The sequence below is a fragment of the Mucisphaera sp. genome, assembly GCF_965279675.1.
Taxonomy (GTDB): domain Bacteria; phylum Planctomycetota; class Phycisphaerae; order Phycisphaerales; family Phycisphaeraceae; genus Mucisphaera.
The window spans coordinates 1,712,207-1,729,546 of sequence record NZ_CBDIIJ010000002.1 but is presented as its reverse complement, the minus strand read 5'-3'; the positions used below and the strand labels follow the sequence as shown (position 1 = coordinate 1,729,546).

General features: G+C 57.3%; 12 protein-coding genes and 1 pseudogene. 6 read left to right on the top strand and 7 right to left on the bottom strand.

The window, feature by feature from the left end:
* Positions 1-170 precede the first annotated feature (170 nt).
* Positions 171-962, bottom strand: a pseudogene (locus tag ACQZAB_RS07440) (tyrosine-type recombinase/integrase); the annotation flags it as partial.
* On the opposite strand from ACQZAB_RS07440, the gene ACQZAB_RS07435 reads away from it, so the two are divergent.
* Positions 888-1,130, top strand: a complete 243-nt coding sequence (locus tag ACQZAB_RS07435) for a hypothetical protein (RefSeq protein WP_428388495.1) — start codon at positions 888-890, stop codon at positions 1,128-1,130. The pseudogene ACQZAB_RS07440 and the gene ACQZAB_RS07435 sit on opposite strands and share 75 nt — an antisense overlap.
* Positions 1,131-1,243: 113 nt before the next feature.
* Here the strand turns inward: ACQZAB_RS07435 and ACQZAB_RS07430 are convergent, their stop codons facing one another.
* The 6 genes from ACQZAB_RS07430 to ACQZAB_RS07405 all read right to left on the bottom strand — a co-directional run bounded on the left by ACQZAB_RS07430 (position 1,244) and on the right by ACQZAB_RS07405 (position 9,008).
* Complete coding sequence (locus ACQZAB_RS07430; protein WP_428388493.1) at positions 1,244-1,465, bottom strand: helix-turn-helix domain-containing protein; 222 nt, start codon at positions 1,463-1,465, stop codon at positions 1,244-1,246.
* Positions 1,466-1,495: 30 nt separating this feature from the next.
* The gene (locus tag ACQZAB_RS07425) at positions 1,496-1,750 is read right to left on the bottom strand and encodes a hypothetical protein (protein ID WP_428388491.1); all 255 of its coding nucleotides are present in this window, start codon (positions 1,748-1,750) and stop codon (positions 1,496-1,498) included.
* A gap of 160 nt (positions 1,751-1,910) precedes the next feature.
* A complete protein-coding gene (locus ACQZAB_RS07420) occupies positions 1,911-3,347 on the bottom strand; it encodes a hypothetical protein (protein ID WP_428388489.1) in 1,437 nt (478 codons plus the stop codon).
* Positions 3,348-3,491: 144 nt separating this feature from the next.
* Positions 3,492-3,710 carry a helix-turn-helix domain-containing protein gene (locus tag ACQZAB_RS07415; RefSeq protein ID WP_428388487.1) on the bottom strand — a complete coding sequence of 73 codons (219 nt, stop codon included), beginning with the start codon at positions 3,708-3,710 and terminating at the stop codon, positions 3,492-3,494.
* A 16-nt stretch (positions 3,711-3,726) separates the two neighbouring features.
* Positions 3,727-4,527, bottom strand: a complete 801-nt coding sequence (locus ACQZAB_RS07410; RefSeq protein ID WP_428388485.1) for a hypothetical protein — start codon at positions 4,525-4,527, stop codon at positions 3,727-3,729.
* 854 nt (positions 4,528-5,381) lie between these two features.
* Positions 5,382-9,008 (bottom strand): TIM-barrel domain-containing protein, encoded by a 3,627-nt coding sequence (locus ACQZAB_RS07405; protein WP_428388484.1) that lies wholly within the window; start codon positions 9,006-9,008, stop codon positions 5,382-5,384.
* 166 nt (positions 9,009-9,174) lie between these two features.
* Here ACQZAB_RS07405 and ACQZAB_RS07400 point away from each other — a divergent pair, with 166 nt between their 5' ends.
* From ACQZAB_RS07400 to ACQZAB_RS07380, 5 genes are all read left to right on the top strand, one after another.
* Positions 9,175-10,281: a LacI family DNA-binding transcriptional regulator gene (locus tag ACQZAB_RS07400; RefSeq protein ID WP_428388482.1), complete on the top strand. Its 1,107-nt coding sequence runs from the start codon at positions 9,175-9,177 to the stop codon at positions 10,279-10,281.
* Complete coding sequence (locus ACQZAB_RS07395) at positions 10,278-11,066, top strand: type II secretion system protein (RefSeq protein WP_428388481.1); 789 nt, start codon at positions 10,278-10,280, stop codon at positions 11,064-11,066. The genes ACQZAB_RS07400 and ACQZAB_RS07395 overlap by 4 nt, the downstream gene beginning before the upstream one ends.
* A gap of 40 nt (positions 11,067-11,106) precedes the next feature.
* The gene (locus tag ACQZAB_RS07390) at positions 11,107-13,092 is read left to right on the top strand and encodes a hypothetical protein (protein ID WP_428388479.1); all 1,986 of its coding nucleotides are present in this window, start codon (positions 11,107-11,109) and stop codon (positions 13,090-13,092) included.
* Positions 13,093-13,171: 79 nt separating this feature from the next.
* Positions 13,172-13,951, top strand: coding sequence for a hypothetical protein (locus ACQZAB_RS07385; RefSeq protein WP_428388477.1), 780 nt, complete (start codon positions 13,172-13,174; stop codon positions 13,949-13,951).
* 169 nt (positions 13,952-14,120) lie between these two features.
* Positions 14,121-16,910: a glycoside hydrolase family 66 protein gene (locus ACQZAB_RS07380; protein WP_428388475.1), complete on the top strand. Its 2,790-nt coding sequence runs from the start codon at positions 14,121-14,123 to the stop codon at positions 16,908-16,910.
* Positions 16,911-17,340 lie beyond the last annotated feature (430 nt).

Below are 17,340 nucleotides of genomic sequence, written 5' to 3'. Positions count from 1 at the left end.
GTTTGGTTCCTGCACTGGACCGCACCAGCTTGCACAACCTTGTTTTGGGGATCGTGAGAGCGGTTTTGGCTCTCCGCGTTCAACGTGTTGCAAGACTCTGCGGTGACCTGCTGCATGGGATTTTGCAGCGCGCTGCATCGCTTTACTGCTGAGGCATAGTGCTCATCTGTGACCTGAGCGTAGTGCTTGGCGGCCACCGCCACCGTGTTGCCCAGCCAGTGGGCAACAACGTGTGCGGGGTGAACCTGCATGAGCTCGGTCTGGCGAGTACTCCGCAGGTTGTGCCACAGCTTTTGCCAGGGCGCTAAGCCAGCCTTGCGGACGATCCGGCGCAGATGGACGCCGGGGTTCTTGTTTGTCCCAACATAAGTGGGGATGAGGAATTCAGATCCCTCAGAAGCCGCCTCAAAGGCCTCGCGCAGGCACGCCTCAAGCTCGGGGAAGATCGGCAACTCACGTGCTCCCTTACCCTGATTGCGGGTCTTGGGGCTGGTGATCCGCATCCGCATACGATCCCAGTCAACATCGCTCCAGCGAAGACTCTGGATCTCTGAAGGGATTCTCAGTCCCCCGTAACGTCCCAGGGCGAACAGCAGACGCCACTCAGCACTTGGGCACGTATTCAGGACCTTCTGGGCGACCTCGCGGCTGATGTAATACTGCCGCTCAGGGTTGCCCTGCACCGTGGACTTCAGGTCCTCGAAAGGGTTGTCATCGATCAGACGGCGCTTCCTGGCCGCAGCAAAGAACTGCTTGGCCCTTCCGCACGTCCGCCGCGCAGTGTTCTCAGCGAGCCTCTGCTTGACCCGCAAGGCGATAGAGAAAGCCTCCGCCTCAGCAGGCGTAATGGATCTCAGCGAACGCTGGGAGCCGAAGAAGGCGAGCAGGTGCTTCTCAGCCCGCTTGTAAGTGTTCTGTGTCGCCTTCGAGACATCTTCACGACCGTCTCGGTAGTTCTGGATGAACTCGCCCAGCTTGGCCGTGTCTACCGGCTCACAGAGCCCCACGGCAGCGATGCGGTTGCGGAGCTTGAGAGACAACTCCCCCAGCCGACGCTGCGTGAGAGGCTTAGGAGAGCCGCCGCTGGCCTTGGCGTTGATCAGATCTTCGACGAGCAGCTTGAGGCCTAAGGCCTGCTTTTCAGAGATAGTCCCCAGCGTGATCGTCCTGCGTACCCCTTCGGCATCAGCGAACTGGATGCTCCGGGCCCCTGTCCTCTTCACGGTGTAAAGCGTTGCCATAGTCAGTCTCTTTTCTTTCTCAGGGCCGAGCGCTTCACCAGCACCAAGCCGAGTTCATTGATAAGTCGATCGAGGTTTTCGCGTGACAGTCCACCGGTCCCAGCCATCATCTTGCTCATACTGGCCTCTGCAATACCAGTCGCTTTGCAAAGGGCATATCGGCTTCGGGTATCGGCATCGACAGCGCGCCTTAGCTGTTCGTAAAAACTTAGTTGCTTAGCCATGCTTCAAGTATACTTGTTGTATGAATAAGATCAAACATTTTTCATAAGCTCCATCACCAGCTCATCGAAGGCCAACTTCTCGGCCTCCGCCCTGCTCAGCCCTCCCTCGAAGCAGGCGATGGCCGCCCTCTCCTCGAAGGCATCTCGAAGAGCCACACGCCTAGGCTCCTCCTCGACACCCTCAAGCAACCCGTGGGCTCGGACTAACCAGCCAAGGTGTATGGCGGTTTTTTTATTCGTGTGTGATTGCCGCGCGGAGACGCGGACAAGCCGTAAGTCGTTCATGTTTCAATCCTTGAGTCCGCACTTCCCGGATCCGCGGACGGCTGCGGAGAAGGTTTGTCCGCGCTCGTCCACGGATCTCTGGGTGTGGGCGTAAGTGTCTGACAGGCATGGCATAAGACCTAGCCCGCGCGTCCGCGGGACAGACCGCTTGAGAAAAAAACTAGAGCTCTGGCGGCAGGTCGATGCCGTTGAGGTCCACACCTTTGCCGGTCAGCCGGTAGTACGTCGGGCTGCTGCCGTAGCCAGCCTGATCAATCCTCGCCAGACCCGACCGAGAGAGACTTTTTACATAGCCCCGTACTGTGGTCTCGCCCTGTTCGAGCAGATTGATGCCATCCTGAACGGTCCATGAGGCATCGTTGCCATACTTGTTGAACAGCTGATCAAAGCACCGGATCGCGCCTTCGCTGAGGTCTTGGCCGATCAGCCGGGTCAGCGGCTTGCGAAGCAGCCGGTAAACCAAGGCGTAGTCCTCAGGAGCCGCGATGAGCTCCCCTCCGTTCTGTTCCCTCTGAAGATGATGCAGCAGTGCACAGGCCTTGATGGCTCCCAGAAGGTGCGGGAATGCCCGTCGAGCCTCGACGCGGTTGTCCGGGAAGAGTTCAGCCAGTCGCCGAGCGTAGGGCACGGTGACCCTGACACGCGGCAGCATCCGCTGGGCAGTGTGGTGCTTAGCTGTGATCGCTTCCAGGAGACGGGGGTCCACATTGCCGCCTTTGGCTGTAGCCATCAGCACACGGCGGGTCTGCTCGGATCGCTCGTCGATGCTAAGAAGCAAGCATCGATTGGCGTCCTCCTCGAAGACGTCTTGAAGCGTCGTGCTCTCAACAAAGGCGATGGGGCCTTCCTGCTCGACCCGGGAAGTCTGCAGACGACCGTCCTGGCCTTTCATAGTCACCAGCTTGCTCAGGGAGCCGCCTGAGAGCATCTCCCGCAACGCACGGGTCGCCTCAGCAGTATCGTCGTTCTCAACGCGGCTGCGTTCTCCAGCAACGATCAACTGGTGGCAGAGTGAGCCCTGCGGCATGTAGGTCAAGGCCTGGGGCGTCATTGAGGTGGCAAGGATCGTCTCTTCTGGCGGCATGAGCCTCGTCACGTGTGCAATCACATGGCTCTTACCCCCAGAACTGTGACCCTGAACGATGGCATTGATCGGACGCTCTAGGACACGGCTTGTGCCAACGAGGTAGAGCGTCTGGATCAGCTCACGCTCGCCCGCAACACCCAGCCGCTCCACATCGTCGCAGACCTCATCCAGCAGGCTCGCAGAGGCCAGCATCTGCTCCGCTTCAAGCCTGATGTGCTGCGGTGTCTCGTCAAGCAGTTGCAGGCGCCTCTTCTCAGCATCCTCTGTAGAGGACGCTTCGACCTGCTCGGGCGCTGGATCCGTGGTGGGCGGATTGACCGCGGCGTTCATCAGCTGCCTGCACAAGTCATCGGGATCGATACGTTCGTCTGCGTGATGGGCCAGCTTGGCGAACTGCTGACGCTGTTTCTCGTCGGCCAGCTTGAGAGCGTGGGCGTGGATCAGATCGTTACCGACTGTGACAGTGACCAGGTGTTTACCATGGGATGAGGGCTTAAAATCAATCTTCATGATGCGAGTCCTAATGCCCCTGCAAGAGTTCCCGCAGGACACCGCGCAGGCCACACGGCCGCTCTTCGGATCCCGGTTAAACCCCGAACTCAGGGGACAAGGGCAGACGCAGCCGGTAAGCCCCATCTGCCTGTGAGCAGAGGGCTAGCTGCTGTTAGGGCCGGAGGAGCGCCTGTCTACCCAGGCTTTCAGCTCATCGCGTGGGTACAGCCTGCGGCGGCCGAGCTTGACTGAAGGGATCTCACCGCGGTTGGCCAACTCCCACAGGTAGCGGGTGCTGATCGAGAGAGATTTCGCGGCTTCGCGGTCGTTGAGGAGGAGGGAAGGGGAAGGTCCGTCAGGTGCGGGCGTGTGTGGTTCCATGCCCCGAATCTACGGGCTAAAAGGCCAGCAGATGGTCATTATCTTCTTCGGATCCCGCAGAATCCGAGGCACTTCCCAGCGGGCTCCCTGAGATTCCGGGAACTAAAAGGTCATCGGGGATCAGTTCGCGGTAATGGGTACAGATGTCGTTGAAAAGGTATTGCTTGACACCACCGGTTACGGTGGTTCTCACTCGCTTCTTCTTTCGGTCGGCTGACGTCGCTTTGCGAAGGGTGTCTTCCTTCAGATTGGGGCACTTTTCCTTCAGCCACGACATGGATCGCCACTCTAGATCAGGAAGTGGACTAGGTGAATTGTCATGACCGTAGTGCTCGGCGAAGTAGTATAGCTGCTGATTAACTTGTTCAGCTCTCCAGACAAACTCAGCTCGCTGCATACCATCGTGATCCTGTTTGATACAACTTTCATCTAGACGCTCTGCCAGTCGCTTGAGACTAGATATGAGTTGGTTAAAACCATCGGCTGCACCTTCGCCAACCACAATCTTGAGCTCGATAGCAATTTGCCACGCCAGATCTTGCAAGATGTAGTTAAGTGCTGCTGATGCATCCATTGACATTGAATACGGGTCTGTAATCCAGTTGTCGAGGTACACAGCTAGATCAAGGAAGTTATTGCCGAATAACCTTGTGGTACGAGGAACCTTTGAGGAAGAACCCTCTTCTCTCATCTTTCCGATCGCTTCGTAAAACCTCCACCTCTTCTCTTCCTCTTTGTACAGTTTCTCGTAGTGCCTCTCCCATGATTCTTCATCTGGGTCAGACGGGTTACTACCGATTGGATTGCCCTTTGTCATATGCTTAAATCGCCGATCTTAAAGTGTCAGCTAAAGCTTCAACTGACTCGCTTCGGAAGACTCCAAACCTGCGCTTATCCGGGTACCACTCCCCGTAGCCCCGGTGCCGATGCCACACGCGCCAGCGGACGTAGTGCTCACCGCGCCAGACCCTCTTGTACACCGCGCAGGCCATGTGCTCGCCCAGGGGCACCCAGCCTCGCAGCTCTTCGACCGCGAACCGTCCGTCAGGTTCATGGGTGTCCCCTGCCCGTGGGTGTGAGGGCAGTACGTCGGGGGGAGCGTTCTCCACGCCTCCCTGAATTGGGCCCAGCTTCTTCTTGCCCAAAGCCCTGCGTGCTCTGTCTTTCAGCAAGCTGCAGAGCAGGTGATCAATCGGCGTCCCGGTTAGTTGGTTCGAGTAGGTCATGCTTACCCCTATCAGTTTAGTGAATGCAATCCGTGTGAAGAAGAGGCCCGAGCAGGCCAGTCCTGCGGCCGGGTCACACGACCCGCCCGGCCGGAGGGCTTACACGATGTGGAGAAATCAGCTGTCGTGAGGCATGGAGATCACATGCGGGGAATACACAAGTCTATACGTGGACTAAAACGAATCGAATCAACCATCAGACTGCAGGATATGGTTGGATATAACGCCAAGCATAGCGGGCAGGTCGAATCTACTAATAGCTTTTATGACAAAGTCATAACTGGCTAGTACTCATGAATCTTCAAGACCAGACATAGAAGATCCAACTACCCCTATCGGGACGTCTGACAGCAAAAAAATTGAAATGAGGTGTAGTCGTCGCACTGCCTCTTGTCCTGGTAAGAAGATCGAACGCGTTAAGACCAGTTAGCTTGTTACTTGCGGATCATTCGCTATGGCTTCCCAGAGGTATCAATGGCAGTTCATCGACTGCCCAAGCCTCGATTAAGAAACCCCAGTCGCCTCCGCCCTGACTGATTCTGGCAACGATGTGATGAGCACCCGCCGGGAGTTCCAATCGGATTCGATCCTCTGCCGGAGTGAGGGCGCGTGGCCTCTCGGCCTGTAATATCTCCCGGCCATTCACCCAAAGCACCAGACCATCATCTGATCCGGCACGGATTTCAATTGTCTGATCACTGTCCACTTCGAGCGAGGTCGAGGCATAGGCGAGTTGATCTCTGTTTGGATTCAAACCAGTCAGGTCTATGTATCCGACTTCGTCACCGCTTCGGGCTGGCCTGAGTCGTCTGCTCTGATGGCTTGTTGGCAGCTTGCCTTCGCGCCGGATGTGCGCTTCGATCTCAGGTACGCCTTGAACATCTTGGATACTGTTAATCGGGAAGGGTCCAAGAACGCTCCACGACAAACGAGGGCTTGAGATAGCTGTTGCTCTAGACGCTGGCCGGTCAGCAGCGTACCAAGACTGCTCGTGCAGACTATCAACGACTCCGGTGAGCACCCCACCGTCTGGGCCAGTGAAGCGGGCCACAAAACCCCAGCCACCCTGACCCTGAGCAACCTTGGCAAGAATATGATTGCTACCACGCTTGAGCTGTATCGGGATGATGTTCTGATCCGGTAATGCTGGGCGGTCATAGATTCCTGCGTGCTGCAGTTCACCGTTGACCCATAGTGTCAGCGTGTCGTCACTGCCGACACGAACCTCGGCGGGTTGATCTGTATTGCTTTCGAGCATGGTCATGACGTAGGCAGCAGCATTATGTTGTTCACCAAACAGCTGATTGAAGTCGATAGCGTTGTCTCTAGCGAGTACTTCGGTGTCGAATGCCTCCCAACGAACACTCTGATCTAAGGCCGTGAACCTGGCATCAGGGCTGCTAACCCACTCCGGTGGGTAAGGAGCGGCGAAAGCTGACTCCTTGGAGGTAGCGGGGAACGGACCGGCCACAACCCATTTCGGGGCACGGACCAAGGCAGCCTCAGCTCGCGCAGCCTGTACACCATCAATAGCCGCTGTTATTTCCACACGTGAGTCGCCTACGACTTGCCCCTTCTCTGCAACGTCTACGGTCCAAGAGAGCTCTATGCCCTCTTCTGGCTCAAGCCGAAGTAAGCGATTTGGATTCGGGATCTTGATCTCAGGAGCTCCGTTCAGACCCAACTCTATGGTTACGGGATGGGGTGTACGGTTGGTCACATTCGCTTCGACCGTGGCAGGGCTCGCTGTAACAACGTCACCATAAGGATCACGGACCTCGATGGTCACCAGTTCCCGCCAGTCAATCTCACCCGATATCAAGAGACGCCCCTGCTGGTGGATGGTGTACGCCTGCCGACGACCGATGACCTCATTGAGATCATCAGGCGTAAGGTCAGCAGTGAGGACTTGACCCGTCCGCTGAACTGATGCTTCACGCCTGAGCCCTTTCTCGCCAGCGAGAGACCAGTGCACTTGGAATGACTCAAGCTCAGTATCGGTCTTGAAGGAGAGAGTGACAGGATGTCCGGTGATGTTGCCTACAGCTGGCACACGCAAGTCAGTCAATGAAGATGCCTTGCGCCAGAGCGTTCCTGGCGTCACATGCCAGTGACGCTGGGGTGCCTGAGCATCCCACTCGCCCAGCAATGCATCTTCACGCAGTTGGACACGAAGCGTGGCCCCGTCGCGCAGGAATAGAGGCGGTTGATCAAGAGGCAGGGGCACACTAAATCGACCAGGGCCTGTGTAAACAAGTGGCTGACTCGCGTGTAGCCATCTGCCAGGGGGGAAATCCACGAACCTCTTGGTAGCGCCCGGCTGCATCACCGGTGCCACCAGCATGTCATCACCCAGTAGGTACTGGGTTGCTAAACCGGGTGACGGGTCGTCGAGGCCTGCGAAGAACATCGGACGCATCAATGGTGCGCCAGTGCGGGCTGCTTCATCGGCCAGATCAAGAAGACTTGGCAGTAGATTGAGACGGAGATGCGCTAACTGGCGATAGGCTTCAACTGCATGCTCTCCAAAGTGCCAAGGCTCGCGCGGCTCGATGCCATGGAACTGCATAAACGGGCTGAGCGCACCAAACTGCAGCCAGCGGATGTAGAGCTCGGGTGTCGCTGTACCATAGTAGCCGCCGATGTCGTGTCCCCAGAAAGGCATACCGGAGATCGAGGAGGATAGCCCGGCGGTGACGAGCCTTTGCATCTGACTCCACTCAGCGCCTTGATCGCCGGCCCAGAGCGCAGGTGCTTTCTCAATGCCAAGGCTACCGCTACGGGCCCAGAGCATGCCATCAATGCCCTCTTCCTTGAACAACTCATAGGTTGCGATGTTGTACAGAGCGGCCCACTCGTTGTGCGCTTGCCATCCCGGGATATCGTCGTGACCGAGCAGGTCGGTCGGCTTGATGGCCTCCCCATCGTCGGCCTTGAAGCCCGCGATCCCCATGCGAACAACCGGCCTTAGCATGTCTTTCCAGAATGCGATGGCTTCCGGCTTGTAAAAGTCAATGTTTCCGAAGCCAGCCAGCCATTCTTCGCGCAAACTCACATCGCCTGCTGGATCGCGTACCAGCAGACTTCGTTTAGCCGCCTCGGCGAACCAGGGCGAGGAGGGATGAAGAATCGGCACCTGCCAGAGGATCACACGCACCCCATCTTGCACGCATCGCTCAAGAAATCCCTCAGGATCAGGCCAGCGCTCTTGAGAGAAGCGGTTAAATTCACCTGTCTCGCTCGGTCCCTTCCAAGCTTCGAGGACGATGACACCAAAAGGTAGATCTCGCTCGCGCATCCCCTCCATTGCGTCCTCCGCCTCGGCCTGTGTCTCGTAACTGTTCTTGCTGATCCAAGGCTGAAAGGCCCAGTCGGGTACCGGCTCGAGTCCGCCGATTTGACGAGTACGGTCAGCGATCAGCCTCGGGATATCCGGTCCGAATCCGATGACGAAGGAAACGCGTTCGCCTGCTCGGCGATAGCGATGAAACCCATCGCCAGCTGAGTTCAGATCAAACTCCCCCTCAGGGTTGTCATCCGCGACCAGGCTGTAACCAGCCGAAGAGTAAGCGACAGGTGTGACGTAGTAGGTCTCACTCCCCTCGCCGCCCTGTCCAGGTGCATCAACGAGCCACATCTCGACCTTGCGCCCCGCGAGATTGAAGGAGTCAAAACGCTCGCCGAGACCATATATCGCCTCCTTCGGCGTGGCGTTCCAGACGATCTCCACGCCTGCCACACCCGCACGGCCATACCGCTCCAGAGGGGCAAAACTCCCGCTCCACGTGCGCCCCTGGTCATGGCGGAGGGCCAGCATTCCCGTAGCAGGGTCATACTCCACAGTGACATCGCCGAGACGGACACGGGCATCCTCACCAACCCGTGTTGGCTGCTTTCGCGTGGGATCGATGCTGATCCGGACATGACCGGGGAGCTCTCGCGACACTTCTGACAGGCTGATTCTCAGCCCATGACCCGTCACAGCGAGTGGCAAGGAGTCAGCTCCCACTACTGTGGATAGGAAAAGAAATGTGTAAATTATTGATGATAATACACTTAATGAATTTTTCATGGGATTGCCCTATCGGGTCTTGTTACGTTTGAACACATACGTGATGAAGAAAACAAAATTAAGAAGCACTTGACTAAATGCATTTAGCATATAAATTAGAGATGTCAAGTAAATGCTTTTAGTTACAACATGGCATTCTCGTTCAGTTTCTCAGGATCTTGATCCCGTGAGTCGCGTCAAGAACACCAACACGCCTGGTCAACGCGTTGCGCCTGACCTCGCTCGCAGACCTGTCCGCACTTTGTCGGCTCTTGCAAAGCACATCGGTGTCTCGCCGACCACGGTCTCGTTCGTCCTCAACGGCAAGGCTGCTGAGCGCAAGATTTCCGTCGAGACTGTCGAGCGCGTTCTCGCCGCTGCACGCGATGTGAACTACACGCCCAACGCTCTGGCCAGGGGACTCCGCCAGAAACGCACTCACGCGATCGGCGTCGTCTTTCCTCACCTACGCAACGACTGGGCACACCGCATCATGCAGGGAGTCGCCGAGCAGCTGGGCCAGACAGAGACCGTTCCCATGATCGTCTGCCACCACGGCGACGCCGAATTAGAGGCGCGCCTTCTCCGCTCGCTCGTCGAACGTAGGGTGGATGGCATTCTCTGCAATCCGCTAAGAGGCGGTATGGATCGCTACCGAGATGTCGTGAGGCGAGGTGTTCCTCTTGTTTTTCTCGGTGACGCACCCAAGGGTCTCGATGAGATCTCATGTTCCTCCTGGGATCCCGCTGCCATTGAGCTGGCCGTGCGACACCTGATCGAACTCGGTCACCGCCGGATCGCTTATGTCGGTAACCGCGACAACCGTGTCATCTCGGAAGCGCGTCGACAGACTTTCTGGGACCTCCTGAAGCAGGCGGACCTGCCTCGCTCCCGGCAAAACATCATCTTGAGCCCCACGTCTGAAACTGTCGATGACCGCCCGCTCAGGCTCCTGCAAAGCCCAGATGCCCCAACAGCATTCTTTGCCGAGTATGACGATCTTGCCGTCAGCCTGCATAGTACTTTTGCGAGCCACGGTATCGATGCCCCCAAAGACATTTCAATCGTGACCATGGGCGGCCAACCACGGAGCATCGGCCCCGGCATGACGCTCACCACCGTGACAGCTCCGGTCATCGAAGAAGGACGAGCTGCAGCTAAGTGCCTCATGGCTCTCATTGATGACCCTGAACACACACCGATCAGGCAAACCGTTGAAGGTGGAAAACTGCACCGAGGATGGTCCACCGGACCGGTTTCCGAGCGATCAGACAAGAAGCTGGTGATCTCATGATTAAGCGTTCTGGATTCACACTGATTGAACTTCTCGTGGTGATCTCGATCATTGCCTTGCTTATTGGCATCCTTCTACCCGCTCTCGGCGCGGCACGTAACACTGCTCGTTCAGCCGCCTGTCTATCCAACCAACGACAACTCGGCATAGCACTCGTCGCCTACACAGTCGACCATAAAGGCTATTTCCCGCCGGTCCGCGACTGGGCGCTTCTCTTCGGGGGAGTCGGCCAGACCCCGCATTTTCAGGACGTTGGTGGGTCGATTGATCCCATCACTGCGCCGCGCCCGCTACTCGACAGCGGCTATCTTGGCGATAATGCGGGCTCGGAATGTCCGGCTGACGTTGGTGACCCTGAGTTTGATGTCACAGCTGAGCCTGTTGAGAATACCTTCGAGGCCTACGGAACCAGCTACCGAGCCATCATCGAGGTTTCACCCCAGCAGCGAGTCCTACCGGGTCGTGAGCCAGTATCGCTCTACGGCGTCGACTACATCGGTTGGAACCCCAACGGCCAAGGCACGAGTCTACCTGCACTGCCACGCCGCATCGACGAGTATGACCGGAACCTCAGCACCAAGATCGTGGCAGGCGACTGGAACTGGCTACCAGACGAAGCGTATGAGGCCACGCCCAAGGTTCAGTGGCACAGCTCGGGAGAGCGTGCTCACAATATGATTTATGCCGATGGTCACGCCGGACTCTTCATGTTCGGACAGGCTTATGAGGACAGATTCGCATCTACCTTCTTCGGCACTGCAGACCCTTCACTCGGCTACTGGTAGAAATCTGTAAGCGAATAGACCTGATGGTTGGAGAAAGACCATGACTAAGAGAAATATGACCTACACCACCGCAAGCCTACTGCTGACACTCGCTTGTGCGCCAGCATCTCTGGGCCAGACAACGGCCTCGGATAACGCGGGCAACCCCTCCTATGTCGCCAGCGGCTGGTTCGACGGACAGAATGACAGCACCGGCTTCGGCCCTTGGAAGTTGCTGTCGAGCGCTACCTCGGGAGGCTTTGCTGGTTTCTACAGCGCCGATAACCTCGGTGGCGTCGATAACATCGGCGTCGAGCAGTCGCCCGCGCTGCCCTACACCAACCCAGGCTCGGAGGGCCGCGTCTGGGCAAGCTTCGCTAACAAGGGTGATGGTATCGACCAAGCCACCGCCTTCCGTGAGCTGACCACCTCGCTCGATGGGCTAGGCGACAGTTTCTCGGTCAGCTACGAACACGGCTTTGTCAACGGCGCTGCGGGCATCGCACTGCGAACTGCAAATATTTCTGATCTACCTGAGGATTTCGAGGCTGGTGCCCGGGCTCAGTTCCAGTTCTCGGGTGGCGAAGGCGTCTACTCGCTGATTGATGATGCCGGGGAGATCCCACTCGATGGCTCTGGCAGTCTGCCATTCATCCCGTTCACGCTCTTCGGTGTCGATGTCACATACACACTGACAGGACCAGACACCTACGACATCGAGATCACCAAGTACAACGCAGCGGCCGGCTCAGGCGGCGCTGCGCCCGATGTCTTCAACAAATCAACCCATGGGGTCCTCGGCGGACGAACACTCGCAGGCGCAGGCACCATTGATTCGGTTGCTCTCTATCAGCTGGACGTCGAGAAACAGAGTGACGGCTTCTTCAACAATCTGGCCTACACGGCATCTGGAGGCTCAGGCAGCGACAATGCCGCCAACTACTTCGGCTTCTGGTTCGATGGCGACAACCTTGGCTCAGGCTTCGGTCCGTGGGAGTTCACCAGCGAGACCGACGGCGGATTCGCCGGCACCTTCACCCAGTCCGGAGCATCCGCGGGCGTCGACAACATCGGATCACCCGCCCCGGATGGTGAGGTCTGGGCGAGCTTCGCCAACCAGGGTAACTTTGCTGACAAAGCCGTCCAGTTCCGCGATTTCGACAACCCGCTTGGTTCGCAGGGCGACACCTTCTCCGTCTCGTTCGAGAACGGGTTTGTCGACCCAGGTGGGCGCGTCGGCGTCTCGCTCCGAGATGGCTCTGTCCAATTCGGGACCGAGACACCTGACGACTTCGACAGCGACGCGCTCTTCCAATTCTACTTTCTCGGTGGTGAGAGTACCTACACGCTCATCGACGCGACAGGTGAGGTTGATACGGGTGTTAACTTCTCGTTCTGGGGTGTCGACCTCGACCTCACCCTCACCTCGGCGACAACTTTCGACATAACCATTACCCGTTACGGGGAGCCCAATGACAGCAACCCGGAGATCACCTCATTTAACGGCCTGAGTTTCGCCAACACCTCTGGTGACGGTACTGTTGAGTCGCTGGCTCTAGTCAACATCGATGCTCCGAATCAGAGCGACGTATTCTGGAACAGCCTCGCATATGCTACCGACCAAGTCAGTGGTATTCCTGGTGACCTTGACGGGAGCGGCAGTGTCGATGCAAGTGACATCGACTTGCTGACGGCCGCTATCCGAGCAGGTAGTTCTGATCCAGGCTTCGATCTAGATAGTTCAGGTGACGTCGATTCGGCAGACCTCGATTTCCTCGTGGCAACACTCATTGGCACCTTCACGGGTGATAGCAACATTGACTTCACGGTCGATCTGATCGACCTATCCGCACTGGCTAGTAACTTCGGCGAGAACGCTGGCTGGGCTGGGGGCAACTTCAACACCGATGAACTCGTCGACCTGATCGACCTCTCTCTGTTGGCCTCCAACTTCGGCAGCACAGCGAGCGTCCCCGAACCCGTAACTGCCACACTCGCCACGGTGGGTTTGACCGGATTACTCCGCAGGCGAAAACGGTTTGCCTGATGACTACCGTCTAGTTCACTTGAAACAAGTGATGATCAATTTCACCCCAAACACTCGATTCATACTGGAGGAGAAGAACATGAACGACAAGATTCTGACACTCGGACTAATAAGTGGACTGGCCATCATGGCGGGCCAAGCCAACGCAGCAGATATCGGCTTTGATGATGCGAGCGCAGCTGCTTACATCGACGGCTGGGATAACTTCGACGATGGCAACACCGGTGGGGGACCAGGTATGGGAGCCTGGGTCTTTGGAGGAGGAGCGGTGACTGGCGTCAACGTCGATATCTCCAGTTCTCTCGGCGTCGGTGGCGGGACCGGTGCCATTGATTCCGATGGCAAAGCCTTCAAGATCCACGATACTTCAGGCAACTTTGTCGATATCTTCCGCTTCCTAGATCCTGACGGTCTCGATGCTGGCCAGGTCTTCTCGATGGACATGGCCGTCAATTTCCGTGGTGGTTTTAAGGGCATGGATCTGCGTGACAGCAGCGACGCCACCGTCTTCAACCTCAACATTGGTGGTGACGACTACACCGTTAGCCAGGCCACATCGGGTAACGGCAGCCTCGGCAATGCCTACAGCAACGACACCGTTTTCTCACTCGAGTTCGTCCAGACTTCCCTAGCCGGTGGCACTTGGACGGTTACGCGTTCCGGTGGCATCAATGACGTTGATTCTGGCACCTATACCGGTCGCGCTAGAAGTATCAAACTCTACAGCGGCAGCCAAGGATCCTTTGGTGAGGATGCAATCTACTACAATAACTTCTCTGTCACTCTCGTCCCCACTCCTAGTGCTCTTGGTATCGGCGCTCTTGGACTTGGGTGTCTGCTCGGCAGGCGAAATCGCTGAATCGTATGTCCTGACATCGCGGCTGGCGTGAGAACGCCCGCCACGACTTAGTCCTGAGAGGTGGTCACGCTTGCGAAAGGTTGTCTGTTTGTACTCCCGAGCGTGCACTCTCTTGGGCTGTCTACTGCTCGGTGTTATCGAGCCCGCAGCAGCGCAGACGCTCGAGAACGTGCGCGCCGGTCATGGTCGCCATAATCCCGGCCAACCGGTCGACCTGAGCCTCGAGGTCGCCAACCCCTCAGCAGGAATGACCCTGGAGGTGACCTACCGCTCGCTCTCCGAGGTGATCGCGACCGAGCAGATCATTGTCGGCCAAGGCACCGCCACCAGCTGGCTCTGGCAGCCGCCAGAGACCGACTACCGAGGTTACACCGTCGATATCAGGCTGCTAGACGGCTCGACCGTCCTCGATCGCGAGGCCATCGCCGTCGATGTCTCATCCGACTGGGCTAAGTTCCCACGCTATGGTTTCATCTCCGACTTCGGCTTCCTGTCGGCCTCCCGCATGGATGAGGTGATCGATCAACTGACCCGCCACCACATCAACGGCCTGCAGTTCTACGACTGGAAGAGCACCCATCACAAACCGCTTGAGGGCACCCCCGAGAACCCCGACTTCTCATGGCGCGACATCGCCAACCGACGCCACTACGCCAACACCGTCGAGGGATACGTCACGCGCGCACAAGAACGCAACATGATGGCGATGTCCTACAACCTGCTCTACGGAGCGAACGAAGACGCAGATGCCGTCGCCGATGGCGTCTCGCCTGATTGGTTCTTGTACCGCGACCCGAGTCAGACGACTCAGGACATTCACCCCCTGCCGTCAGGATGGAAGAGCGATGTCACACTCGTAGATCCCTACAACGCCGCCTGGCGCGAGTACATCGCAACGACCACTGCAGATGCCATCCAGGCCTTCGGCTTTGACGGCTGGCACGTGGACCAGCTCGGTGACCGCGGTCAGGTCTATGCCGCCAATGGACGCCCCATCGACCTGGCGCCGGCCACCGGCAACTTCGTCTCGTCCATGAAGTCGACACCTGCCCTCTCCGATCTGCGCTACGTAGCTAATGCCGTCAACCAGTACGGTCAGACTGATATTGCCAATGCTCCAGTTGACTTTCTTTATACCGAGGTCTGGCAGCCCAACGAACAATACAACGACCTAGCTGCCATCCTTATGCAGAATCATGCAGCCTCCAACGGCCAGCTCAACTCCGTACTCGCCGCTTACATGAACTACAACCATGCCGACAACCCCGGCACCTTCAACACCCCCGCTGTGCTGATGACCGACGCCGTTATCTTTGCTTTTGGCGGCGCGCATATCGAGCTGGGCGAACACATGCTCAGCAAGGAGTACTTCCCCAACAATACCCTCGCTCAGACCAGCGAGCTTCAAGATCGCCTCGTCCACTACTATGACTTCCTAGTTGGCTATCAGAACCTTCTGCGCGACGGAGGCTCCTTCGGTACCCACACAGTCTCCTCACCAACACACCCCCTCAATAACTGGCCGGCCCAGCAAGGAAGTATCGCTACGGTCAGCAAGACTGTCGGCGATAGGGAGATCTTCCACCTCATCAACTTCGTCGATGCCACTCACATGAACTGGCGTGATACCAACGCCACCCAGACCGAACCCTCCGAACAGACCAACGTCCGCATCGAGTTCCACACTCAACGGACTCTCAACCACTTCTGGACAGCCTCTCCCGATTCGATGGTTGGCTTGCCTGAGGACCTTGCCTTCACACAAGCACCTAACGGCTTCGTTCAAGCCGACGTCCCCAGCCTCAAGATCTGGACGATGCTCGTGGCCGAAGGAGACGCCACCGCCGGGTACGACCACGCGGGTGAGACTGCCTACGGCTCTAACTGGGACAACGGCACAGATGGTGGCCTGGGATTCGGCCCATGGACACTCCGCGCCTCGGCCACCAGTGGAGGTTTCGCTGGCTTCTTCAGTCCTGAAGACCCCTCCGGGCTCGACAACACCGGGTCGGGTGATGCCTCGACAGGAAGGACCCTTGCCAGCTTCGCTAACAAGGGCTCGGGGGTCGAAAAGGCCACCGCTTTCAGGAACTTCGACCAGCCTCTAGACGGGTACGGGGATAGCTTCCGCCTTACCCTCGAGCACGGGCTCGTGACCGGTGAGGTCGGGCTGACCCTCCGCAGCACAACCCAAGCACAGAGCCCTGACGACTTCAGCAACAGTACCAGATTCCGGCTCTTCATCGATGGTCTCTCATCGACGTATCAGATCATCGACGGTGACGGTCTCTTCGACACAGGCGTGCCTATTACCCCATTCGGCCTCTCGGCCGAGATCGAACTCCTTGATGCCGACTCGTACAACCTCACACTGTGGAGCTACCAAGAGCAACGAGACTACTCCCCTAGCTCTTTCACCTTTACTGAGCGATTGCTTGCCAGCTCGGGCGCGATCGAGTCTTTTGCTCTCTATCAGTTCGATGCCCCTAGTGGACCGATTCAGGATGATGTTTACTGGAATCACTTCAGCATCCGCCTTGGGCCTTCATTGAGCGGTGACCTCGACGGATCGGGCGCACTGGATGTCGCTGATCTAGACCTGCTCTTTGCCGCTATTGAGGATGGTAATGCAGATCTCGACCTAACCAATGACGGCTTGATCGACAGCGATGATGCAATCGAATGGGTGTCCAATCTCTTCGGATCCAAGCCCGGCGATGCCAACCTCGATCGGATCGTCGACCTCATCGACCTCTCTGTACTCGCTTCGAATTTTGGACAGTCCGTGATTAGTAACAGCCATGGCGACTTTAATGCTGATAGATCTGTTGACTTAATCGATCTATCGATACTCGCCTCCAACTTTGGCTTCGATGGCACCGTCCCTGAGCCTTCAGCACTAATCATTGCGATGCTTACTGGGCTGCCTGTTATGGGTTGTAGACGCCGGACAGCTTGATTTAGAGTTCGTACGTAGCTTTAACCCTGAGTCTCTCACAACCTAAGGCTCGAAGGCTGGGGCATGAACTAATCAACAGGGTGGGGTGCCCCACGGTGGGGGGGGTATCCGGTGGCCTGCAAGCCTCGCCCTAGAGAGTGAACGAAGCCGCCTACTTCAACCTTGCTTCTACCATCACTAGCACTGCCTCACGCACACCTTGAGGCAGATCAGCCTAGGCGTCGATCAACCGCTGGATTTCTCCATCCTGCGATCGATTGGTGGGGAATCTGGTAGGGGTGGATATGGAGCTGCCATAAGTCCCGTGCAAATATGGCACTTGTACGACTGAGCGACCACCTTCCAAGCGGGCTACCCCCCCCTGCCTTCTGGGACATCAATAAACTCGACTTGTCTGATGCGTAAGTTACATACAACTCCTCAGATTCAT